Annotated in this window: 17 protein-coding genes; 13 read left to right on the forward strand and 4 right to left on the reverse strand. The window is 64.3% G+C overall.

The window, feature by feature from the left end:
* Nucleotides 1-13: 13 nt before the first annotated feature.
* The 3 genes from AC1D2G_RS04405 to AC1D2G_RS04415 form a co-directional block, all read right to left on the reverse strand.
* A complete protein-coding gene (locus AC1D2G_RS04405) occupies nucleotides 14-658 on the reverse strand; it encodes an alpha-ketoglutarate-dependent dioxygenase AlkB family protein (RefSeq protein ID WP_477412449.1) in 645 nt (214 codons plus the stop codon).
* Nucleotides 659-754: 96 nt separating this feature from the next.
* A complete protein-coding gene (gene arfB / locus AC1D2G_RS04410; RefSeq protein WP_477412240.1) occupies nucleotides 755-1,192 on the reverse strand; it encodes an alternative ribosome rescue aminoacyl-tRNA hydrolase ArfB in 438 nt (145 codons plus the stop codon).
* A gap of 91 nt (nucleotides 1,193-1,283) precedes the next feature.
* Nucleotides 1,284-2,894 carry a phosphoenolpyruvate carboxykinase gene (locus AC1D2G_RS04415; protein ID WP_477412242.1) on the reverse strand — a complete coding sequence of 537 codons (1,611 nt, stop codon included), beginning with the start codon at nucleotides 2,892-2,894 and terminating at the stop codon, nucleotides 1,284-1,286.
* A gap of 342 nt (nucleotides 2,895-3,236) precedes the next feature.
* Here AC1D2G_RS04415 and AC1D2G_RS04420 point away from each other — a divergent pair, with 342 nt between their 5' ends.
* The 13 genes from AC1D2G_RS04420 (at nucleotide 3,237) to AC1D2G_RS04480 (ending at nucleotide 21,352) form a co-directional block, all read left to right on the forward strand.
* On the forward strand, nucleotides 3,237-3,938 hold the full coding sequence (locus AC1D2G_RS04420; RefSeq protein ID WP_013528337.1) for a response regulator transcription factor: 702 nt from the start codon (nucleotides 3,237-3,239) through the stop codon (nucleotides 3,936-3,938).
* 143 nt (nucleotides 3,939-4,081) lie between these two features.
* The gene (locus AC1D2G_RS04425) at nucleotides 4,082-5,866 is read left to right on the forward strand and encodes a sensor histidine kinase (protein ID WP_095083205.1); all 1,785 of its coding nucleotides are present in this window, start codon (nucleotides 4,082-4,084) and stop codon (nucleotides 5,864-5,866) included.
* Between the two features lie 125 nt (nucleotides 5,867-5,991).
* Complete coding sequence (locus AC1D2G_RS04430) at nucleotides 5,992-6,453, forward strand: HPr kinase/phosphorylase (protein ID WP_477412244.1); 462 nt, start codon at nucleotides 5,992-5,994, stop codon at nucleotides 6,451-6,453.
* A gap of 164 nt (nucleotides 6,454-6,617) precedes the next feature.
* Nucleotides 6,618-7,019, forward strand: coding sequence for a PTS sugar transporter subunit IIA (locus AC1D2G_RS04435; protein ID WP_056589309.1), 402 nt, complete (start codon nucleotides 6,618-6,620; stop codon nucleotides 7,017-7,019).
* The gene (locus AC1D2G_RS04440) at nucleotides 7,016-7,312 is read left to right on the forward strand and encodes an HPr family phosphocarrier protein (RefSeq protein WP_095083198.1); all 297 of its coding nucleotides are present in this window, start codon (nucleotides 7,016-7,018) and stop codon (nucleotides 7,310-7,312) included. Before AC1D2G_RS04435 ends, AC1D2G_RS04440 begins: the two co-directional genes overlap by 4 nt.
* A 182-nt stretch (nucleotides 7,313-7,494) precedes the next feature.
* Nucleotides 7,495-8,895 carry an adenosylhomocysteinase gene (gene ahcY / locus AC1D2G_RS04445; RefSeq protein ID WP_477412246.1) on the forward strand — a complete coding sequence of 467 codons (1,401 nt, stop codon included), beginning with the start codon at nucleotides 7,495-7,497 and terminating at the stop codon, nucleotides 8,893-8,895.
* A 200-nt stretch (nucleotides 8,896-9,095) separates the two neighbouring features.
* On the forward strand, nucleotides 9,096-11,654 hold the full coding sequence (locus AC1D2G_RS04450) for a sensor histidine kinase (RefSeq protein WP_477412248.1): 2,559 nt from the start codon (nucleotides 9,096-9,098) through the stop codon (nucleotides 11,652-11,654).
* Between the two features lie 8 nt (nucleotides 11,655-11,662).
* Nucleotides 11,663-13,174, forward strand: coding sequence for a tRNA (adenosine(37)-N6)-threonylcarbamoyltransferase complex ATPase subunit type 1 TsaE (gene tsaE, locus AC1D2G_RS04455; RefSeq protein WP_477412250.1), 1,512 nt, complete (start codon nucleotides 11,663-11,665; stop codon nucleotides 13,172-13,174).
* Nucleotides 13,171-13,899, forward strand: coding sequence for a nucleotidyltransferase family protein (locus tag AC1D2G_RS04460; protein WP_477412252.1), 729 nt, complete (start codon nucleotides 13,171-13,173; stop codon nucleotides 13,897-13,899). Before tsaE ends, AC1D2G_RS04460 begins: the two co-directional genes overlap by 4 nt.
* Nucleotides 13,896-17,030, forward strand: a complete 3,135-nt coding sequence (gene addB / locus AC1D2G_RS04465; RefSeq protein ID WP_477412254.1) for a double-strand break repair protein AddB — start codon at nucleotides 13,896-13,898, stop codon at nucleotides 17,028-17,030. The genes AC1D2G_RS04460 and addB overlap by 4 nt, the downstream gene beginning before the upstream one ends.
* Nucleotides 17,027-20,539 (forward strand): double-strand break repair helicase AddA, encoded by a 3,513-nt coding sequence (gene addA, locus AC1D2G_RS04470; RefSeq protein ID WP_477412256.1) that lies wholly within the window; start codon nucleotides 17,027-17,029, stop codon nucleotides 20,537-20,539. Before addB ends, addA begins: the two co-directional genes overlap by 4 nt.
* 75 nt (nucleotides 20,540-20,614) lie before the next feature.
* Nucleotides 20,615-20,938 carry a thioredoxin gene (gene trxA, locus AC1D2G_RS04475; protein ID WP_013891648.1) on the forward strand — a complete coding sequence of 108 codons (324 nt, stop codon included), beginning with the start codon at nucleotides 20,615-20,617 and terminating at the stop codon, nucleotides 20,936-20,938.
* A gap of 132 nt (nucleotides 20,939-21,070) precedes the next feature.
* Nucleotides 21,071-21,352: a cupin domain-containing protein gene (locus AC1D2G_RS04480; RefSeq protein WP_095083181.1), complete on the forward strand. Its 282-nt coding sequence runs from the start codon at nucleotides 21,071-21,073 to the stop codon at nucleotides 21,350-21,352.
* A gap of 29 nt (nucleotides 21,353-21,381) precedes the next feature.
* On the opposite strand, the gene AC1D2G_RS04485 is transcribed toward AC1D2G_RS04480, so the two are convergent.
* A complete protein-coding gene (locus AC1D2G_RS04485; RefSeq protein ID WP_477412258.1) occupies nucleotides 21,382-21,801 on the reverse strand; it encodes a VOC family protein in 420 nt (139 codons plus the stop codon).
* Nucleotides 21,802-21,821: the final 20 nt, after the last annotated feature.

The raw sequence follows: 21,821 nt of genomic DNA on the forward strand, positions 1-21,821 counted from the left end.
GCCGCCCAGCGCGTCAGTCTCCCGAAACTTCGTTGGTCCCAGCGGAGGTTGGTTTCGTCACCCGCCGCAGCGTCAGATTGATGCGGCCGCCATTTTTCAGCAGTGCCGAGGTCGAGGGGTAGATGCGGTCGACGCCGTGAAAGCTGAGGCGTCCTTCGCCGCCGAGCACCACGACGTCGCCGCTTTTCAGCCTGAACGACTTCGTCCCGCCCTCACGCGTCTGGCCGACCCTGAACAGGCAATCGTCGCCCAGCGAAACGGAAACCACCGGTGCCGAAAAATCGGCCTCGTCGCGGTCCTGATGCAGGCCCATTTTGGCCTCCGGGGTATAGAAATTGACCAGGCACGCTTCCGGCGGATGTGGGTAGCCCGACACCTGCCGCCACAGCTCGAGCAGCCCGCCCGGAATTGGCGGCCACGGCAATCCAGTCACCGGATGCGTCGGCTGGTAGCGATAGCCATGCTCCTTGTCGGTGACCCAGCCGAGCGGGCCGCAATTGGTCATGCGCACGCTCATCTCCTTGCCGGTGCGCGGCATCGCCGGCACGAACAGCGGCGCCTGCTGCACGATGCCTCTCACCGCCTCGACCAGCGTTTCCTGCACGGTGCGAGACAGATAGGCCGGCATGTGGCGGACGCCTTTGGGCAGGACGAGCATGAGGCTGTTCAATCACATTGGTCGTGCGAAAACATGATGCCATGACGGGTCACCGGCAGCGACCCGAAAACCGTATCTCCAGACGCTTCCGAAGGCTTAGTCGTCGCCGACCCGGCCGCGCAGTTTTTTGATCGTGCCGCGTCCGGCCTTGCTCTTCAGCCGCCGCTCCACCGCGCCTTTCGACGGCCGCGTCTTCTTGCGTGGTGGCGGCGGCGGCTCGGCGGCCTTGGCGACCAGCGCCGTGAGTCTTGCCCGTGCGTCCGCCCGGTTCTGTTCCTGCGTGCGGAAGCGGCTTGCCTCGATGACGATGACGCCGTCCTTGGTGGCACGCTGGCCGGCAAGCTTGATCGTCCGCTCGCGCACGCGCTCCGAAAGGCCGGCTGCGTTGGCCGCGTCGAAGCGCAGTTGTACCGCCGTCGCCACCTTGTTGACGTTCTGGCCGCCCGGACCGGACGAGCGGATGAAGTCCTCGTGCAGGTCGCCCGGGTGGATCACCGTATCGTCGGCAATGATGATGTCGTCGTCGCTCGCCATGCCGCAGTCATGGCGCGGCGGATCGAAAAAGAAAAGGCCCGATCGAAACCTGGCCTTTCAACGACAGGCTGAGTTCAGCCCAATGACGTGATTACTCCGCCGCTTCCTGCATGCGTGGCGCGGCACCCAACACTACGGCGTCGACATGGCTTTCGAATTTCTCGAAGTTGACGGCGAACATGCCGACCAGCCTTGTCGCCTGCCGGTCGTAACCCGCCTTGTCGGCCCAGGTCGACCGCGGGTCGAGAATGGCGCTGTCGACGCCGCGAACCGCCACCGGCACCTCGAAACCGAAATGAGGGTCGGTGCGGAACTCGGCCGCCTTCAGCGAGCCGTCGAGTGCCGCCGCAAGCAATGCCCGCGTTGCCTTGATCGGCATCCGCTTGCCGGTACCGTAGGCGCCGCCGGTCCAGCCGGTGTTGACCAGCCAGCAGTCGGCGTCGTGGCGGGCAATCAGTTCGCGCAGCAAATTGCCGTACTCCGAGGGATGGCGCGGCATGAACGGCGCGCCAAAGCAGGTCGAAAACGTCGCTTCGGGTTCGGTCACTCCCTTTTCGGTTCCGGCCACCTTGGCGGTGTAGCCGGACAGAAAATGATACATCGCCTGCGCCGGGGTCAGGCGGGCGATCGGCGGCATCACGCCGAAGGCATCGGCGGTCAGCATGATGATGTTCTTCGGATGATTGGCGCGTCCCGTCTTGCTGGCATTGGGGATGAAATCCAGCGGATAGGCGCAGCGCGTGTTTTCGGTGAGCCTTCCATCGTTGAAATCCGGCACACCGTCGGCGCCAAGCACGACATTTTCCAGCACTGTGCCGAAGCGCTGCGTGGTGGCGAAGATTTCCGGCTCGGCTTCCGCCGACAGCTTGATCGTCTTGGCGTAGCAGCCGCCCTCGAAATTGAAGATGCCGTGCGGTCCCCAGCCATGCTCGTCGTCGCCGATCAGCGTGCGCGACGGATCGGCCGACAGCGTCGTCTTGCCGGTCCCCGACAGGCCGAAGAAGACGGCGGCGTCGCCGCTCGCACCCTCATTGGCCGAGCAATGCATCGGCATCACGCCTTTCGCCGGCAACAGATAGTTGAGCATGGTGAACACCGACTTCTTCATCTCGCCGGCATAGGAGGTGCCGCCGATCAGCACGATCTTGCGCGTCAGGTCGACAGCGATCACCGTTTCGGTACGGCTGCCGTGGCGGGCGGGATCGGCACGGAACGACGGCAGGTCGATGATGGTCATCTCGGGCACGAAATGATCAAGCTCGGCGGCACCCGGGCGGATGAGCAGATTGCGGATGAACAGCGAGTGCCAGGCAAGTTCGGTAACCACCCGGGTCGGCAGTTTCAGCCCTGCGTCGGCGCCGCCGACCAGATCCTGCACGTAGAGATCCTTGTCCGCGGCATGCGCGCGGAAATCGGCAAGCAGAAGGTCGAACTGGGCCGGCGAGATCGCCTTGTTGTTGTCCCACCAGATATGCGGCTCGGTGGCGCCGTCGCGCACGACGAATTTGTCCTTGGGCGACCGACCGGTGTGCTGGCCGGTCTCGGCGACCAGTGCGCCATGTGCGGTGAGCCGGGCCTCGCCGCGCCGGATCGATTCCTCGTAAAGGGCTGCCGCGCCGAAATTATAGCGCACCACGCCGGTGGTCTTCAGGCCGATATGATCGATCGCACAGGCAGAATTGCGTTTTCCGACTTCCGACATCAAGTGTCCCTCTTCGTTTTCCGCGTCTTTGCCGGCGTATATTCCGGCATGCCCACAAGCAGGCTGAGTTCGTCAGAACCAGAAAAGCCAAATGATATCAAATCATTAATCGATTTAAAAATTTTGAAAGTTGTTTAAATCGTTTATATGTGCAAAAACTTTGGTGGTTGCCCAAAGGATTGGCAGTGTTCGTTCGTCCAATCCATATCGGGGTAGGATTGTGGCCGCCGGCATGCCGCGCGTGACAGCGGTCAAGGCCTATGCCACATTTTGTACCTAATTTGTCCTGCAAAAGCCCCTTCTCTACGAAAGAAGGGACAGCTCATGAGGGAGCCGCTTGAAATGGCAACAATCGCGCTTGTCGATGACGACCGCAACATTCTGACATCGGTGTCGATCGCCCTCGAATCCGAGGGGTACCGCGTCGAGACCTACACGGATGGTGCGTCTGCGCTGGAAGGGCTGGCGGCACGCCCGCCGAACCTTGCCATCCTCGACATCAAGATGCCGCGCATGGATGGCATGGAACTGCTGCGCCGGATGCGCCAGAAGTCCGACCTTCCGGTGATATTCCTGACCTCAAAGGACGACGAGATCGACGAATTGTTCGGCCTCAAGATGGGCGCCGACGATTTCATCCGCAAACCGTTCTCGCAGCGTCTACTGGTCGAGCGGGTGCGCGCCGTGCTGCGCCGTGCCAGTGCCCGCGAGGCTGCGGCAAAGACGCCCAGTCAGCAGGCCCGGTCGCTCGAGCGCGGCCAGCTGGTCATGGACCAGGAGCGCCACACCTGCACCTGGAAGGGCGAGCCGGTGACGCTGACCGTCACCGAGTTCCTGATCCTGCACTCGCTGGCGCAGCGCCCCGGTGTCGTAAAAAGCCGTGATGCGCTGATGGATTCGGCCTATGATGAACAGGTCTATGTCGACGACCGGACCATCGACAGCCACATCAAGCGGCTGCGCAAGAAGTTCAAGGCCGTCGACGACGACTTCGAGATGATCGAAACGCTTTACGGAGTCGGATACCGGTTCCGCGAAGCGTAAGTCGATCCATGTCGCCCAAAGTGATCCCGGTTTTGGGATAACGACATGCGTCAAAGCAAGGTAATGCATGTCGCCCAAAAGTGGGCCCGGTTTTGGGACAACGACATGCATCAAGGCAAAGACTAGGCGGGAGCTGCTATTCGATGGCAGTGGAAGCACAGCGAGCAAGACCGGCGGGCGCTGCGAGGCGGCCGTCGCGTATCATGCCGTCATTCCTCTCGAAAATCACGGTGCCGATGCGCCGCTTCCTCGGCCATCATATCTTTTCCAGCCTGACTCGGCGTATCCTCTTCCTCAACCTCGCCGGCCTGGCCGTCCTTGTCACCGGCATCCTCTATCTCAACACCTTCCGTGACGGGCTGATCGACGCCCGGGTCGAGAGCCTGATGACCCAGGGCGAGATCATCGCCGGCGCCATCGCCGCGTCGGCGACGGTCGAGACGGATTCGATCAGCATCGACCCGGAAAAGCTGCTCGAGCTGCAGGCCGGGGAAAGTCTCGGGCCGGGCTCCGACCAGCTCGACAATCTCGACTTCCCGATCAATCCGGAACGTGTCGCGCCGGTGCTGCGAAGGCTGATCTCGCCGACCCGGACGCGCGCCCGCATCTATGACCGCGACGCCAATCTGCTGCTCGATTCGCGCCATCTCTATTCGCGCGGCCAGATCCTGCGCTACGACCTGCCGCCGGTCGAAGAGGAAGAGCCCGATCTGGTCGAGCGCATCCAGAAATTCGTCTTCGATTTCTTCCGCAACACCGAACTGCCGGTCTATCACGAGCAGCCGGGCGGCAATGGCGCCGCCTTCCCGGAAGTGGTCAAGGCGCTCACCGGCAGCCCGTCGACCATCGTGCGCATCTCGGAACAGGGCGAGCAGATCGTTTCGGTGGCGGTGCCGATCCAGCGCTTCCGCGCCGTTCTCGGCGTGCTGATGCTGTCGACCGAAGGCGGCGACATCGACAAGATCGTCGCCGCCGAGCGCAAAGCGATCCTGCGCGTCTTCGGCATCGCGGCGCTTGTCACCGCCATCCTGTCGATGCTGCTCGCCTCCACCATCGCCAATCCGCTGCGCCGGCTGTCGGCGGCGGCCGTGCGGGTGCGGCGCGGCGTCAAGAGCCGCGAGGAAATCCCGGACTTTTCCGACCGCCAGGATGAGATCGGCAATCTGTCGATCGCCATACGCGACATGACCAACGCGCTCTACGCCCGCATCGAGGCGATCGAAAGCTTTGCCGCTGACGTGTCGCACGAATTGAAGAACCCGCTGACCTCGCTACGCAGCGCAGTGGAAACCTTGCCGCTGGCCAAGAACGACAATTCGCGCAGCCGGCTGATGGACATTATCCAGCATGATGTCAGGCGGCTGGACCGGCTGATCACCGATATTTCCGACGCCTCCCGTCTTGATGCCGAACTGGCGCGCGAAGATGCAGGCACGGTCGACCTGAAGAAATTCATCACCGATCTCGTTGCCGTTTCGCGTGAAGCCACGCGCAACAAGAAGGCCGTCGAGATCGAGTTCAAGGTCGCCAAGCTGCCGCAGGGCGTCAAAGGCTATGTGGTCGTCGGTCATGATCTGCGCATCGGCCAGGTCATCACCAACCTGATCGAGAACGCCCGCTCCTTCGTTCCCGAGGACCATGGCCACATCAGCGTATCGCTGGCCCGTGCGGGCAAGTTCAACATCGTCACCGTCGACGACAATGGTCCCGGCATTCGCGCCGACAACATCGACCGCATCTTCGAACGTTTCTACACCGACCGGCCCGCAGGCGAGGCGTTCGGCCAGAATTCGGGCCTTGGCCTGTCGATATCCAGGCAGATCGTCGAGGCCCATGGCGGCACCCTGACCGCCGAGAACATCCCCGGCACCAAGCCCGGCGAAATCAAGGGTGCGCGTTTTGTCGTGACGCTACCGGCCGAAGCATGATCCCGAAAAGTGGAAACCGGTTTTCGGACAAGGTCATGCTTCATCTAAAATGCATGATCCCGGAAAGTGGGAAGCGGTTTTCGGGCAAGATCATGCTTCGTTCAAAAACATGATCGGGCAAGATCGTGCCTGATCCAGTTGCGCAGCCTGAAAACATTCACGGAACCGCGATCCTGATCGGCGAGCGCGGCGTCCTTATCACCGGGCCGTCCGGCGCCGGCAAGACGACGCTGGCGCTGACACTCCTGGACCATTGCCGCGCGCGCGGGCTGTTCTCGCGGCTGATTGGCGACGACAGGCTGCTTGCCGCAGCCCGCGCCGGGCGGCTGGTCTGTCGCGTGCCGGCGACCATCGCCGGTCTCGCCGAAGTACCTGGGTTCATGCCGTGCCCGCTGCCGTTCGAGCCGGGCGGAGTGATCGACCTGCATGTGAGGCTGGTGCAAAAGGCAGACATGGCCCGTTTCCAGGAGGAAATAAGCGAGCCGGTCGCAGGCTGCCCGGTGCCGCGTATCGACCTTGCCGAGCGCAACGCCGCCACTGCCCTGCCCGCCGTGATGGCGCGGCTGTCGATCGCGCCTTTTCTATGATCCGCTTAGGATTTTTTGCTGCAATGCGTCAAAATGGCATGGGCCGGCGCAATTTGGGGCTTGTCAACCGGCCGCGCGTCGACAAGATAGCGCTCCCGCCGCCTGGAATGGCTGGCGAGCATAATATGCGCCTGTGAAGCGGCGATGACGGGAGCCACCAAAGAATGATCGGACTCGTGCTTGTAACGCACGGTCAACTGGCCGCCGAGTTCCGACATGCCGTGGAACATGTCGTCGGGCCACAAGACAATTTCGAAACCGTAGCGATCGGCGCCGATGACGATATGGAGCAGCGTCGTCGAGACATCGTCGATGCCGTCGCCCGTGTCGACACCGGGACGGGCGTCATCGTGCTGACCGACATGTTCGGCGGCACCCCTTCCAACCTTGCCATTTCGGTGATGGAGTCCGGCCGCACCGAGGTGATCGCCGGCATGAACCTGCCGATGCTGATCAAGCTCTCCTCGATCCGCAAGGGCGACAACATGGCCGCCGCACTTGATGAGGCGCAGGCGGCCGGCCGCAAATACATCAACGTCGCCAGCCAGCTTTTGAGCAGCAAATGAACGCGCTGTCCCCGGAAGAAGATCAGATCGTCCGGGACTTTCCCATCATCAACCAGCGCGGCCTGCACGCGCGCGCCTCGGCGAAATTCGTCCAGCTGGCGAGCGGCTTCGACGCTTCGGTGCATGTCGAGAAGGATGGCGTCAAGGTCGGCGGCACCTCGATCATGGGCCTGATGATGCTGGCGGCAAGCCCGGGCTACTCGATCCGTGTCACCGCCAGCGGGCCGCAGGCGCTGCAGGTCATCGACGCGCTGGAGCAATTGGTGGCGTCCCGCTTCGGCGAGGAAAGCTGATCCTCAACATCGCCAAAGCATGTCCGATGGACATGCAGGGATAAAGATTTCTTTATATCCCATTGTCGTCTGAGCGCCGATCTGCTAGTCAGACCGGCAATTCGCGCCCTTCGACGCGCCGACTGGCGTGGGCGCATCCGCAACCAATTCGCAGCAAGAACAATTCGCATCGGAGCACTGCCATGACGGGTAGCAAGGACTATGTGGTCGCCGACATCTCGCTTGCCGGCTGGGGCCGCAAGGAAATCGAGATCGCCGAAACCGAAATGCCGGGCCTGATGGCCAGCCGCGAGGAATTCGGCGACAAGAAGCCGCTGAAGGGCGCGCGCATCACCGGCTCGCTGCACATGACCATCCAGACGGCGGTGCTGATCGAGACGCTGAAGGCGCTCGGCGCCGATATCCGCTGGGCTTCCTGCAACATCTTCTCGACTCAGGACCATGCGGCCGCGGCCATCGCCGAGGCCGGTATCCCGGTGTTCGCCGTCAAGGGCGAGTCGCTCGAGGAGTATTGGGACTACACCGACAAGATTTTCCAGTGGGCCGACGGCGGCGCCTCCAACATGATCCTCGATGATGGCGGCGACGCCACCATGTACATCCTGATCGGCGCCCGCGCCGAGGCCGGCGAGGACGTGCTGTCCAACCCGCAGAGCGAGGAAGAGGAATACTTCTACGCCCAGGTCAAGAAGCGCCTGAAGGCTTCGCCAGGCTTCTTCACCAAGCAGAAGGCAGCGATCCGCGGCGTCACCGAAGAGACGACCACCGGCGTCAACCGGCTTTACCAGTTGCAGAAGAAGGGCCTGCTGCCCTTCCCCGCCATAAACGTCAACGACTCGGTTACCAAGTCGAAGTTCGACAACAAATATGGCTGCAAGGAATCGCTGGTCGACGGCATCCGTCGTGGCACGGACACCATGATGGCCGGCAAGGTCGCGGTCGTCTGCGGCTACGGCGACGTCGGCAAGGGCTCGTCGGCCTCGCTCAAGGGCGCCGGCGCCCGCGTCAAGGTCACCGAGGTCGACCCGATCTGCGCGCTGCAGGCGGCGATGGACGGTTTTGAAGTCGTCACGCTGGAAGATGCGGCGCCCACCGCCGACATCGTCATCACCACCACCGGCAACAAGGACGTCGTCACCCTCGACCACATGCGCTCGATGAAGGACATGGTCATCGTCGGCAACATCGGTCACTTCGACAACGAGATCCAGGTGGCCGCGCTGCGCAACCTCAAATGGACTAGCGTCAAGCCGCAGGTCGACATGATCACCTTCCCGGACGGCAAGCGGATGATCCTGCTGTCGGAAGGCCGGCTGCTCAATCTCGGCAACGCCACCGGTCATCCGAGCTTCGTCATGTCGGCCTCGTTCACCAACCAGGTGCTGGCCCAGATCGAGCTCTACACCAAGCCCGGCCAGTACGCGAACCAGGTCTATGTCCTGCCCAAGCATCTCGATGAAAAGGTCGCGCGCCTGCATCTCGACAAGCTTGGCGCCCGCCTGACTGAGTTGTCCGGCGAGCAGGCTGCCTATATCGGCGTGACCCAGCAGGGACCGTTCAAGCCGGAACACTACCGCTATTAACCAAAGCTAAAATTGCTACCAGATATTGATGCCGGGCGATTGACTTTTCGCCCGGCTTTATTTTTGCGCGCCGCCAGCCTTCACGGCGATTCGGCGAGGGTTTATTGTCAGGTGATTCGCGACGCTTCCGGCCCGAGTGGGGATCAAGAGAGGCGCGCATCAGGGCGGTCTTGCATTCAGGCGGCGGAGAGGACCAAGACATGCCGGGGCAACACCCGCACAGAGCGGGACGGGCCGTTTCCGGCGGCCAAGACGATTCGGGGGTTACTGGCTCTGCCTTGCACGGCGGAAGCCTGTCATGGCGTGCTCGCGCGGCACTGTTCCTTGCCACATCCGCGTTTGCCTGCCCCTTGGCCAATGCGGTTGCGCATGCCGAAGCCGCCGGCGTGACCACGGCCGGGATGTCGATCAGCGCGATCGAGGTCATGCAGCTTGCGGTGTTTGTCGGCGTGACCGGCGCGGCACTTCTGTCGGCCATCGTTCTCATCCGCGAAAGAGCCCGCACCTCGGCGGACAATGTCGAACTCAGGAGCCGCCTCGCCGACATCAACGCGGCCTTGCGCCGCTCGGAGGCGCTGATCAATCTGCGCGACCAGCGCCTGGTCGTCTGGGCCGCGGAAAACAAGAAGCCCGAACTCATCGGCACATTGCCCGTGGAAAGCGGTGCCCCCGAGGACCGTGCCGCTTTCCTCGCTTTCGGCCGCTGGCTGATGCCGCGTTCGGCGGCGGCGCTCGAACATGCCGTCGCGGGATTGCGCGAGAAGGCGAAACACTTCGACCTCGTCATCGAATCGCAGGCCGGCGCACCGCTCGAAGTGCATGGCCGCAAAAGCGCAGCCCACGTGCTGGTACGTTTCGTCTCGCTCTCGGAGACGCAGCGCAGCCAGGCCAGGCTGAAGATCGAGAACCAGCGGCTGGCCGCCGACCATGACACGATGATCGGCCTGCTCGACGCGCTGAACATGCCGGCATGGCTTCGCAGCGAGGACGGGCGGCTGAAGTGGGTCAACCGGGCCTATGCCGATGCGGTCGAAGCCGAAAATGCCGAAGCCGCGGTTCGCGAGGCAAAGGAGTTCCTCGGCGGCCAGGCACGCGATGCGATTGCCGCCCAGCACAAGACGCACCCGGTCTTCGAGCAGTCGCTTTCCACCGTGATCGAAGGCGACCGTCGTGTGTTTGCGGTCACCGATTTTGCCGGCGCCGATGGCTCGGCCGGCCTTGCCTGCGACACCAGCGCCATCGAGACCGTTCGCAGCGAGTACGAACGGACCGTCAGGAGCCACGCCGACACGCTCGATCAACTCAACACGGCTGTCGCCATTTTCGACACCGACGAGAAATTGCGGTTCTTCAACCAGGCTTTTCAGAAGCTGTGGGGTCTCGACAGCGGCTTCCTGCACAGCGCTCCCGACAATGCCCTACTGCTCGACCGGCTGCGTAGCTCGGGCAAGATCGCCGAACAGCCGGAATGGCGCCGCTGGAAGGAAGGCCTGCTCGGCGCTTACCGCGCCGTCGAATCGCAAGAACATTGGTGGCATCTGCCGGACGGCAAGACCATCCGCGTCGTCGCCAACCCGCAGCCCAAGGGCGGCGTGACCTGGGTGTTCGAGAACCTGACCGAGAAGATGGACCTCGAAAGCCGCTACCAGACAGCGGTGCGGGTGCAGGGCGAGACGCTCGACAATCTTGCCGAAGGCGTGGCGGTGTTCGGCCCCGATGGCAGGCTTCGTCTGTCGAACCCTGCCTTTGCCAAGCTCTGGGGCCTGAGCGGCGATGCGGCCAAGCCCAATGTGCACGTGTCCGCGATCCGCGACCTTTGCGACCGGCAGGCGGCGGCGGACAGTCCCTGGCCGGGTTTCGTTGCCGCCATCACCGGGTTCGACGACGAGCGCCGTGACCGTCACGGCCAGACCGAACTCAACAATGGCAATGTGCTGAGCTACGCCATGATCCCGCTGCCCAACGGGCAAGTGATGATGACCTTCGTCGACGTCACCGACAGCGTCAACGTCGAGCGGGCGCTGAAGGACAAGAACGAGGCGCTGCAGAAATCCGATCAGCTCAAGAACGAATTCGTCCAGCACGTCTCCTATGAATTGCGCTCGCCGCTGACCAACATCATCGGCTTCACCGAACTTCTGTCGCTGCCTGCGACCGGCCCGCTGACGCAGAAGCAGCGCGAATATGTCGAGCATGTCGGATCGTCTTCCTCGGTCCTGCTCACCATCGTCAACGACATCCTCGACCTGGCGACGGTCGACGCCGGCATCATGCAGCTCGACATTTCAGAGGTGCATGTCGATCGTACCATCGCTGCCGCGGCCGAACTGGTGGCCGACCGGCTGGAAGAGCATTCGATCAGGCTCGAGGTTGACGCCACTGCTGCGCCGAAGACGTTCCACGGCGACGAGATCCGCGTCCGCCAGATCCTCTACAATCTGCTCAGCAACGCCGCCAATTATGCGCCGGAAGCCAGCACCATCCGGCTAACCTGCCGCCATCTGGCGGACGGTGTGGAATTCTCGGTTCATGACGACGGCCCCGGCATGCCGCCGGATCTGCTCGATTCGGTGTTCCGCCGTTTTGAGCCGCGTGCCAATGGCGGCCGCCGGCGCGGTGCCGGTCTCGGCCTGTCGATAGTCAAGAGCTTTGTCGAGCTGCATGGCGGCAGCGTTCGCATCGAAACCGGCAAGGACAAGGGCACGACCGTCATCTGCACCTTTCCCGACATGCCGGGCATCCGCGCCGCGGCCGAGTAGCGCGCTCGATGACGGGATTGGTGCTGGAGCGGTTACTCGCCGACGAGACACAGACAGCGCTGCTGGGCGAGGATCTGGCGTTGTCATTGCGTCCGGGGGACGTCCTGGCCCTCAAGGGCGACCTCGGCGCCGGCAAGTCCACCCTGGCGCGGGCGTTGATCAGGGCTTTGGCCGACGATGCCGGTCTAGATGTTCCAAGCCCGACCTTCACGCTGGTGCAGAGCTACGACACCCGCATCCCGGTCCATCATTTCGATCTCTACCGCCTGTCCTCGGCGGCTGAGATTGACGAACTTGGTTTCGACGAAGCCTTGGCGCAAGGTGCTGCCCTGGTCGAATGGCCCGAACGAGCCGAAGGCTACCTGCCGAAAACGTCGATTCTGATCGAACTCATCCAGCATGGCGAGGGACGGCTGGCCCGGTTGTCGGGCGAGGGCGCCGCCTTCGACCGCGCGGCGCGCTCGCTGGCCATGCGCGACTTTCTCCAAACTGCCGGCTGGGGCGACGCAAGGCGCCGCCATTTCATCGGCGATGCCTCGGCCCGCTCCTACGAGATTGTCTCGCTTGCCGGCCGAAAGCCGCAGGTCTTGATGAATTCGCCGCGGCTGGTGCTCGGGCCGCCGGTCCGCGACGGCAAGCCCTATGCCGAGATCGCGCACACAGCGCAGTCGGTCTCCGCCTTCGTCGCCATCGACCGGGCTTTGAAGGCGGGTGGGGTCAGCGTTCCGGAAATCCATGCCGAGGACCAGAATCAGGGGTTCCTGCTGCTCGAGCATCTTGGTTCGGAAGCATTTCTCGGCGGCGATGGCCAGCCGGTGGCCGCGCGTTATGCGGCGGCGGCCGAACTGCTGGCCATGATGCATGGCAGGAGTTGGCCGCAGCGCCTGGCAACGGGGCAGGGCGGCTTCCACGACGTGCCGCCTTTCGACCGCGATGCCATGATGATCGAGGCCGATCTGCTGGTCGACTGGTACGTGCCGGCGATATCGGGCAGCCCGGCAAGCGATGCCTTGCGCGCCGGTTACCACAAGCAATGGAACGCACTCCTCGACCGGCTGCAAGGCCGCGAAACCACGCTGATGCTGCGTGATTTCCATTCTCCCAACATCATCTGGCGTGGCGACCGCACCGGGCATGATCGGCTGGGCATCGTCGATTTCCAGGACGCGCTGATCGGTCCGTGCGCCTATGACGTCGCCTCGCTCGCCATGGACGCGCGTGTTACGATGTCGCCCGAAATCGAGAAAGGGACGCTCGACGCCTATCTCGCGGCGCGCCACGCAGCCGGCACTTTCGACGAAGAAAGCTTCGTGGAATCCTACGCGATCATGGCGGCGCAGCGAAACTCCAAGATCCTCGGCATCTTCGTCCGCCTCGAAAAGCGCGACGGCAAGCCATATTATCTGAAGCACCTGCCGCGCATTTGCGATTATCTGCGTCGGGCCCTGTCCCATCCGGCGCTGGCCAGCCTGCGGGAGTTCTACAACGCCAACGGCTTGCTGGAGGAGCGGGCACTGTGACAGCAAAACCGGACACAGCCATCGTGCTCGCCGCCGGGCTTGGCAAGCGCATGCGGCCGATCACCGACACCATTCCCAAGCCGCTGGTCAAGATCGCCGGCAAGACCTTGATCGACTGGGGGCTCGACAGCCTGGCCGCCGCCGGTGTCGGCAAGGCCGTCGTCAACGTCCATTATCTTCCCGAACAGATCATTGCCCATGTCGCGGCTCGCCGCAGGCCAAAAATCATCATCTCCGATGAGAGCGAAAAGCTGCTCGATTCCGCCGGCGGCATCGTCAAGGCGCTGCCCGAGCTGGGCGGAAAACCCTTCTACATCCTCAACGCCGATACCTTCTGGATCGACCAGGGTCCTCTCAATCTCGGCCGTCTTGCCCTTGCGTGGGACGCGGCGAAAATGGATATTCTGCTGATGCTGGCGGATCTCCATCAGACGACCGGACACTGCGGCAGCACCGATTTCCTGGTGGCGCCGGACGGCGGCTTGCGGCGTTCAAAAGGTGATCCGGCCGGACTGATCTATGCCGGGGCGGCGATCGTCCATCCGCGCCTGTTCGAGGATGCGCAGTCCGGGCCGCACTCGCTCAACGCCTATTTCGACACCGCCATTGCTGCCGGCCGGCTGTTCGGCATGCCGATGCAGGGTCATTGGATCACCGTCGGCACGCCCGATGCCATTCCGCTCGCCGAGGCGGCCGTGGCTGGCGCGCTAGCCGAGTTGAAATGAGCGGCTCAAGCCGCGTTTTCTCAATTCCCTCCGGAGCGCCGTTCCTGCCGACGCTTGCCGAGGCGCTGCTAGCCGGGCGCCTTGTTCCGGGGTTCCGGTTTGACGGCGACCCGCTCGCTTTGGCCGACGTCACCATCTATGTGCCGACGCGGCGCGCGGCGCGCGCCTTGCGGGGTGTTTTCGTCGACAGCCTGGCGGCACGCGGCGGCGGCGGGTCGGCGATCCTGCCGGTCATCCGTCCGCTCGGCGAGTTCGATGAGGATGAGGCTGCATTCGAAACCGAGGCGTCCGCCGCCATCGACCTCGCGCCGCCGATTTCGGCAAGCGAACGCCTGTTGCTGCTGGCGCCGCTGGTCCGCGCCTGGAAACGCCGGCTGCCGGCGCATGTCGCGGCGCTCTTCGCCGAGGAGATCGTCATCCCTGCCTCTACCGCCGACGCGATCTGGTTGGCGCGCGATCTCGCCCGGCTGATGGACGAAATCGAGACGGAAGGCACGGATTGGGCCAAGCTCACCGGCCTGGTGACCGGTAACCTTGCCGGATGGTGGCAGGTGACGCTTGAATTTCTCGGCATCGTCACCGATGCGTGGCCGAAATTCCTTGAAGAACGCGATCGCTCCAACCCGGCCGCACATCGCAGCGCGTTGATCCGCGCTGAAGCCGCACGGCTGCAGCGCAATCCGCCAGCCGGGCCGGTCATCGCTGCGGGCTCGACCGGCTCGATACCGGCCACGGCCGAGTTGCTTGCCGCGATTGCCCGCTTGCCCGGTGGCGCCATCGTGTTGCCCGGTCTCGACCGGACGCTGGACGAAGCGTCGTTCGAGGCAATCGCGGCGCCCGGCGCGCGTCCGGCCGTGCTCGGCCACCCGCAATACGGTCTCGCCAGGCTGATCGGCAAGATCGGCGTGCTGCGCGGCGATGTCGAGGAGATCGGCACGGCCGAGCCGCGGCTTGCGCTCCGCGCCGCCCTGGTCGGCGAAGCGCTGCGGCCGGCCGAAACCACCGAATTGTGGGCCGAGACGCGCGAGGGCTTTTCAACCTCCGACATTGCCGGGGCCTTTGCCGGTGTGACGCTGCTCGAAGCCGCCAGCGAACGCGATGAAGCCGTCGCGATCGCTGTTGCGCTCAAGCGCGCGGTCGAAGAGCCGGGCCAAAGGGCGGCTCTTGTCACCGGCGACCGCGCGCTGGCGCGGCGCGTCTCGGTCGAGCTCCTGCGGTTCGGCGTTGTCGCCGACGATTCCGGTGGCACGCCGCTCGCCAACACCCCGGCGGCCAGTCTGCTCGGCCTGGCGCTCGAGGCGGTGTACCGGCCAGGCGATCCGGTCGGCCTGCTGTCGCTGCTCAAACATCCGCTGCTTGGGCTTGGCCTCGAACGGGCCGATGTGCGCCACGCGGCGGAGCTGGTCGAACTGGTGGCGCTGCGCGGCGGCACCGGCCGCCCCGACATCGTTTCGCTTCCGGAACTGTTCGAAACCCGTCTCACCGGCCTTGCCAGCGGCAGCCGGCAGCCCTTCTGGTTTTCCCGTCTCACCCTGCGTTCCATCGAAGCCGCGAAGAATTTGCTCGAACGTCTCACACAGGCGCTGGCGCCGCTCGCGGGGTTTCGCGGCCAGGCGGACGCCGACCTTGCAGCGCTGGTCGGAGCCAGCGTCGTGGCGCTCGAAAGTCTCGGCCGCACCGCCGATGGCGGCCTTGGCTTGCTCTATGCGGGTGACGCCGGCGAGAAGCTTGCCGAATTGCTGCGTGGGCTGGTCGCGGCTTCCGCGCCGCTCTCATTCGCCGCGGACGAGTGGCCCGACGTGATGGCGGCGCTGATCGCGCCCGAAACGGTCAAGCCGGCACAGGGAACCGACAGGAACATCGCCATCTGGGGCGCGCTGGAAGCCCGCTTGCAGGATGTCGACACGCTGGTCATCGGCGGGCTCAACGAGGGCGTGTGGCCGCGCAAGCCCGAGAGCGACCGCTTCATGTCGCGGCTAATGAAGACCGGCATCGATCTCGAACCACCCGAACGGCGCATCGGCCTTGCCGCGCATGACTTCCAGATGGCCATGGGCGCGAAGATAGTGGTGCTGGCCCGTTCGGCGCGTGCCGGCGACGCCCCTGCCGTACCGTCGCGGTGGCTGCAGCGCCTGCTCACATTCATAGGCAACGACCAGACGGTTGAACTGCGCAGGCGCGGCGAAGAATTGCTCGCCTGGGCACGCGCGCTCGACACCGGCCCAAGGCAGGATTTCGCGCCACGGCCGCAGCCGACGCCGCCTTTGTCTGTTCGCCCGAGCCATTTCTCGGTCACCGAGATCGAGACCCTGCGCCGTGATCCCTACGCCGTCTATGCACGAAAAATTCTCGGCCTGATGCCGCTCGATCCGGTCATTCGCGATCCCGGTGCGGCCGAGCGCGGCACGCTGTTTCACGCCATCCTGCATCTGTTCTCGGCGCGCGTTGCCGATCCGCGCGCAGCCGACGCGCTCGCCGGCCTCATCGCTGCCGGCCGCGCCTGCTTTGCCGAAGCCGCACTTCCGGCCGATGTCGAGGCGGTGTGGTGGCCACGTTTCGAAAAACTCGCCGCCAACATCATCGAGTGGGAGCGCACGCGCGCCGACGCGGTGATACGGCGGCATGCCGAGGAACGCGCCGGCAAGACCGTCGTCGGCCAGTCCGGCGTGACGCTGTCCGGCTATGCCGACCGCGTCGACCTGCTGGCCGGCGGCATGGCCGACATACTGGATTACAAGACAGGCTCCTCGCCGTCCAAGGCGCAGGCGCACACCCTGCTTGCGCCGCAACTGGCGCTGGAGGGCGCGCTGCTCAGGCGCGGCGCCTTCAAGGATTTGGGCGCGCGCGATCCTTCGCAACTGGCGTTCGTGCGGCTGAAGCCGAATGGCGAGGTGTTCGAGGAATCGATCCTCGAACACAATCGCCAGCCGCGCACCGCCACCGATCTCGCCGAAGAAGCCTGGGCGCGGCTGGAAAAGCTCCTGATCCACTATGCCGACCCGGCGACCGGCTATCTGTCGCGCGCGCTGCCGTTTCGCGAAGGCGAGACCGATGGCGATTACGACCATCTTGCCCGCGTGCTCGAATGGTCCGCCGGCGGCGATGCCGGCGACGAGGGAGGGGAGGCATGAAGAAGGCCTATCCCATCCCCAGCGACACCGCGACCAGCCAGGCCCGCGCCGCCGACCCCCAGAATTCCGCCTGGGTGTCGGCCAATGCTGGCTCCGGCAAGACGCATGTGCTGGCCCAGCGCGTCATCCGGCTACTTCTGCGCGGCACCGATCCGTCGAAGATCCTGTGCCTGACCTATACACGCGCCGCCGCCGCCAACATGTCGAACCGGGTGTTTTCGACGCTGTCGGAGTGGACGGCACTCGGCGACCCGGAATTGGCGGCAAGGATCGAAACGTTGGAAGGCCGCCGGCCCGATCTTGAGACCATGCGCCGGGCGCGGCGCCTGTTTGCCGAGGCGCTGGAAACGCCCGGCGGGCTGAAGATCCAGACCATCCATGCCTTTTGCGAATCGGTGCTTCACCAGTTCCCGCTGGAGGCCAATATCCCGGCCCATTTCGAGATGCTCGATCCTCCGATGGAGGCATCGCTGTTTGCTACCGCGCGCCGAGACATGATTTCCGGAACGGCCGCCGGCGACATGGACCTGGCCGAGGCGTTTGCCACCATTCTCGACCGTGGCGGCGAAGCCGGGCTCGATGCCTTGCTGGCCGAGATCGTGCGCAAGCGCGACGGCTTGCGCAATTTCATCGACGCCGTCGGGCGCGACGGTACGCGGTTCCAGGCGCTGTTCGATGAATTCCATTTCCGCCCCGGTCAGACCGCCGAAGGCATAGCGGCATCGGTCTGGCCGTTGCCGGGTTTCCTGCCCGACTATTTTGCCGGCTTCGCCCAGGCTGCGGATGCCACCGATGCCAGGACGGTGTTGAACAACATCCTGCCCTATGCGCGTCAGGCTTTCACTGAGGCCGACCCGGTTCGCCGTCTGCAACAGCTTGCGAGAGCCTTCCTCAAGACCGATGGCAGCGCTTACGATCCGGCCAATGCCTTCAAGAAAGCCCTGGTCGACCGACTGCCGGATCTGGCGGAACGCTATCTCTCGACGGCCAATGCCATCGTCGAAACGGTCGACAGGCTGGCGCTGTTCCGGATGTTGGAAGGCACGCGCGCGGCGCTGACCATCGCCGACTGGCTGATTGCTCGCTACGAGGTGTTGAAGCGCAGCCGCGGCTTTCTCGACTTCAACGACCTGATCACCCGCACGGTCAATCTTCTGGCGCGGCCCGATGCCGGTCCCTGGGTGCAGTACAAGCTCGACCAGGGCATCGACCACATCTTGCTCGACGAGGCACAGGACACCAGCCCGGATCAATGGGAGGTGGTGAAGCGACTGGCGGAAGAATTCTTTGCCGGCTTCGGCGCCCGCGACAGGGTCCATCGCACGGTCTTTGCCGTCGGTGACGAAAAGCAGTCGATCTATTCCTTTCAGGGCGCCGCGCCGGACTCCTTCGCCGACAGCCGGCTGTTGTTTGCGGGAAGGGTGCGTGATGCCGAGGCGTCCTTCGCCGACCTCAAGCTGACCTGGTCGTTCCGCTCGACCGATGACGTTCTGACCGCGGTCGACCGCGTCTTTGCCGATCCTGCCGTGCGGCGCGGCATCAGCCATGACCCCGATCCGCTGCGCCACCAGGCCATCCGCACCGATGCGCCGGGCTATGTCGAGGTCTGGCCGTCAGTCGGTGCCGACGTCGTCGACGAGCCCGACGACTGGACGCAAGCCATCGACCATGCGCATGCGCCGGCGGTGCGCGTTGCCGAGCATGTCGCGGCCACCATTGCCGGCTGGATCGGCGCCGGCGAGATCGTCGAGGGCCGCGGCAAGCGGCTGCGGCCGGGCGACGTGCTGGTGCTGGTGCGCAAGCGCGATCGATTCGTCCACGCGTTGACCCGGGCGCTCAAACGCCGCGACATTCCGGTCGCCGGCGCCGACCGGCTGAGCCTGCCCGGACACATTGCGGTCAAGGACCTGATCGCGCTCGGCCATCTCCTCATCCAGCCGCAGGACGATCTGTCGCTCGCCGCCGTCCTGCGCAGCCCGATCTTCGATCTGCCGGAGGAGGGGCTTTTTGCGCTTGCGGCGGAGAGGCCGACCGGCCTGTCGCTGTTGGCATCGCTGCGCGCCCATGCCGGCGAGAGCGAGGCTTTGGCGGCGGTCGTCGCCCAGCTCGACATCTGGACGAACGAGGCCGCCTTCAAGCCGGTGTTCGAGTTTTACGCCGGCCTGTTGGCACGCGATGGCGTGCGCAAGAGGATGATCGCGCGGCTCGGTCCTGAGGCCGGCGACATTCTCGACGAGTTCCTGAGCTTCTGCCTTGCCGAGGAGCGAACCGGCCTGCCCGGGCTGGAAGCCTTCCTGTCGACGCTGGAGAACGCCGGCCCCGAGATCAAGCGTGAGATGGACCAGACCCGCGACGAGGTCCGCGTCATGACCGTGCACGCGGCCAAGGGCCTGGAAGCGCCGGTCGTGTTCCTGGTCGACGGCGGTTCGGCGCCGTTCAGCGACCAGCATCTGCCGCGGCTGATGCCTTTCGAAGGCTCGGGCTGGGACGGCAAGGGCTATCTCTGGCGCTCGGCCAGCGACGTCGCCAATGGGTTTTCCAAGGCTGCGGCGGTGCGGGCACGGGAACTCGCCGACGACGAATACCGCCGGCTGCTCTATGTCGGCATGACCCGCGCCGAGGACCGGCTGATCGTCTGCGGCTACCACGGCAAGCGGGCGCCGAGCACCGGCACCTGGCATTCGATCGTCAGCCGCGCGTTGATCGGCGCGCCTGAGAGCGTGGAGCGCCCGCATCCAGCCGGCGCCGGTCCGGTGCATCGTTTCCACGTCACCAAGCTGCCGCCAGTCGCGTTGGTTTCCAGCGAGCAGGCGCGGCAGGCGCACAGTTTCGGGCCATTGCCGGCGACCCTGTTCCGGCCCCTGCCGCCTTTCGAGGATTTGCCGCGTCCGCTGTCGCCATCCGGCGCCTCGGCGCTCATCGACGAAGGCAAGGAAGCGGTGGTCGCCAAGGCTTCGCCGGTGCTCGATGCCGATGCCGAGCCAGGCTTTGCCGTGCTGCGCGGGCTCGCCCTGCACAAATTGCTGCAGATGTTGCCGGGCATTGCCGAGGTCGAACGCGAGGGCGCGGCGCAACGCTACCTCGCGCGCACCGGAGGCCAATGGCCTGCCGGCGAGCGCGAAAAGGCCCTGGCCTCAGTCACCGCCATTCTCGCCGATCCCGGCTTCGGTCCGCTGTTTGCGCCATCGTCGCGCGCCGAGGTCGCGATCATGGGCAGCCTGGAGGTCAAGGGCAAAAAGCGCTCGATTTCGGGCAAGATCGACCGGCTGGCGGTGACGTCGGACGCGGTCTCTATCGTCGACTACAAGACCAACCGGCCGGCACCCGCCTCCCTGGCCGAGGTCCCGCAGGCTTACGTCCTGCAACTCGCCCTCTATCGCGCCCTGCTGCAGCCGCTTTATCCCGGATGCGCGGTGAAGGCGGCCTTGCTGTTCACCGAAGCGCCGCGGCTGATCGAACTGCCAGCCAGTGCCATGGATGACGCCCTTGCTCGACTCACAGGAGCGTGACACAACACCTGCTTGAAGAAGGGCGCGATCACCACCACATTTGGTGCGACAAAAACTTTCGAAAGGATTTTCCGCATGACCACCGTCAAGGTCGACAAGAGCAATTTCCAGGCCGATGTACTTAACGCCAACGTACCGGTCGTCGTCGATTTCTGGGCGGAATGGTGCGGTCCGTGCAAGATGATCGCTCCGGCGCTCGAAGACATCGCCACCGAACTCGGCGCGAAGGTTAAGATCGCCAAGCTGAACATCGACGAGAATCCCGAGCTCGCCGCGCAGTTCGGCGTGCGCTCGATCCCAACGCTGATGATCTTCAAGGGCGGCGAAGTGGCCGACATGAAGGTTGGCGCCGCACCCAAGACCGCGCTGTCGCACTGGATCAATGGCAGCCTCGCCTGATCCGTCCCAAATTCCTGACATCAAGCCCGGCCTCGCGCCGGGCTTTTTGTTGGCGTCATCGGTGGGTGGTTCTGGCCCTCACGCCTGCGCACTCCATGTCTTCTGTTGTCACGAGAAGCAAGGAGAACGCCCATGACCGGATCCGCCAAGGCCACCGTCTTCATCGACAATGAGCGTGTCATCGTCACAGAGTATCGCTTTGCGCCCGGCGACAACACCGGCTGGCACCGCCACGGCCACGACTATGTCGTCGTGCCGCTGATGGACGGCAAGGTGAAGCTGTTGACCAAGGACGGCGAATCCTTCGCCGAAATGAAGAAGGGCGCGCCCTATTTCCGCAAGGAGGGCGTCGAACACGACGTCATCAACGCCAATGAGGGCGAATACGCCTTCATCGAGATCGAGTTGAAGTAACGGCGAAGGCCATCGGGCGGCAGGCGCCATTACCAGTCGGCGATACGATCGCCTCCGGCGAATTGCGCACTTTTTTCGGTATACTCGAACAGTTCTATCTTCACGCCGTTGGGGTCGCGAATCCAGGCTTGGTAGGTGTCGTCGCAGGCGAGTTTCTTTGCCGTGACGTCGACGCCCTTCGACCTGATATGGGCGACCGCTGCGTCGATGCTTTCCACTTCGAGGCAGAAGTGGTTGATCTGGTTCAGGTCGCCATAGCTGGCCCCGTCCTTCTGGAACACCTCGACGTGGCTGCGACCGCCGCAATCGAGGTAGAACCCGAAAATCTTGCCGTCGCGCAGGAAATTGAACTGGGTGTCCATGCCGAGGACATCGCGATAGAAGCTTCGCGTCGCCTCCAGATCATTGGCGAAGATGCAGACGTGAGCGAGCTGCTGGACCTTGATCATGACTGCTCCTTGCGGTGATC

This window comes from Mesorhizobium sp. P2_C7 (assembly GCF_056404515.1).

What these genes read in the sequence shown, in the direction of transcription:
- AC1D2G_RS04405 (WP_477412449.1), bottom strand. Translation starts at nt 658, where the DNA reads ATGCTCGTCCTGCCCAAAGGCGTCCGCCACATGCCGGCCTATCTGTCT.
- arfB (WP_477412240.1), bottom strand. Translation starts at nt 1,192, where the DNA reads ATGGCGAGCGACGACGACATCATCATTGCCGACGATACGGTGATCCAC.
- AC1D2G_RS04415 (WP_477412242.1), bottom strand. Translation starts at nt 2,894, where the DNA reads ATGTCGGAAGTCGGAAAACGCAATTCTGCCTGTGCGATCGATCATATC.
- AC1D2G_RS04420 (WP_013528337.1), top strand. Translation starts at nt 3,237, where the DNA reads ATGGCAACAATCGCGCTTGTCGATGACGACCGCAACATTCTGACATCG.
- AC1D2G_RS04425 (WP_095083205.1), top strand. Translation starts at nt 4,082, where the DNA reads ATGGCAGTGGAAGCACAGCGAGCAAGACCGGCGGGCGCTGCGAGGCGG.
- AC1D2G_RS04435 (WP_056589309.1), top strand. Translation starts at nt 6,618, where the DNA reads ATGATCGGACTCGTGCTTGTAACGCACGGTCAACTGGCCGCCGAGTTC.
- AC1D2G_RS04440 (WP_095083198.1), top strand. Translation starts at nt 7,016, where the DNA reads ATGAACGCGCTGTCCCCGGAAGAAGATCAGATCGTCCGGGACTTTCCC.
- ahcY (WP_477412246.1), top strand. Translation starts at nt 7,495, where the DNA reads ATGACGGGTAGCAAGGACTATGTGGTCGCCGACATCTCGCTTGCCGGC.
- AC1D2G_RS04450 (WP_477412248.1), top strand. Translation starts at nt 9,096, where the DNA reads ATGCCGGGGCAACACCCGCACAGAGCGGGACGGGCCGTTTCCGGCGGC.
- tsaE (WP_477412250.1), top strand. Translation starts at nt 11,663, where the DNA reads ATGACGGGATTGGTGCTGGAGCGGTTACTCGCCGACGAGACACAGACA.
- addB (WP_477412254.1), top strand. Translation starts at nt 13,896, where the DNA reads ATGAGCGGCTCAAGCCGCGTTTTCTCAATTCCCTCCGGAGCGCCGTTC.
- addA (WP_477412256.1), top strand. Translation starts at nt 17,027, where the DNA reads ATGAAGAAGGCCTATCCCATCCCCAGCGACACCGCGACCAGCCAGGCC.
- trxA (WP_013891648.1), top strand. Translation starts at nt 20,615, where the DNA reads ATGACCACCGTCAAGGTCGACAAGAGCAATTTCCAGGCCGATGTACTT.
- AC1D2G_RS04480 (WP_095083181.1), top strand. Translation starts at nt 21,071, where the DNA reads ATGACCGGATCCGCCAAGGCCACCGTCTTCATCGACAATGAGCGTGTC.
- AC1D2G_RS04485 (WP_477412258.1), bottom strand. Translation starts at nt 21,801, where the DNA reads ATGATCAAGGTCCAGCAGCTCGCTCACGTCTGCATCTTCGCCAATGAT.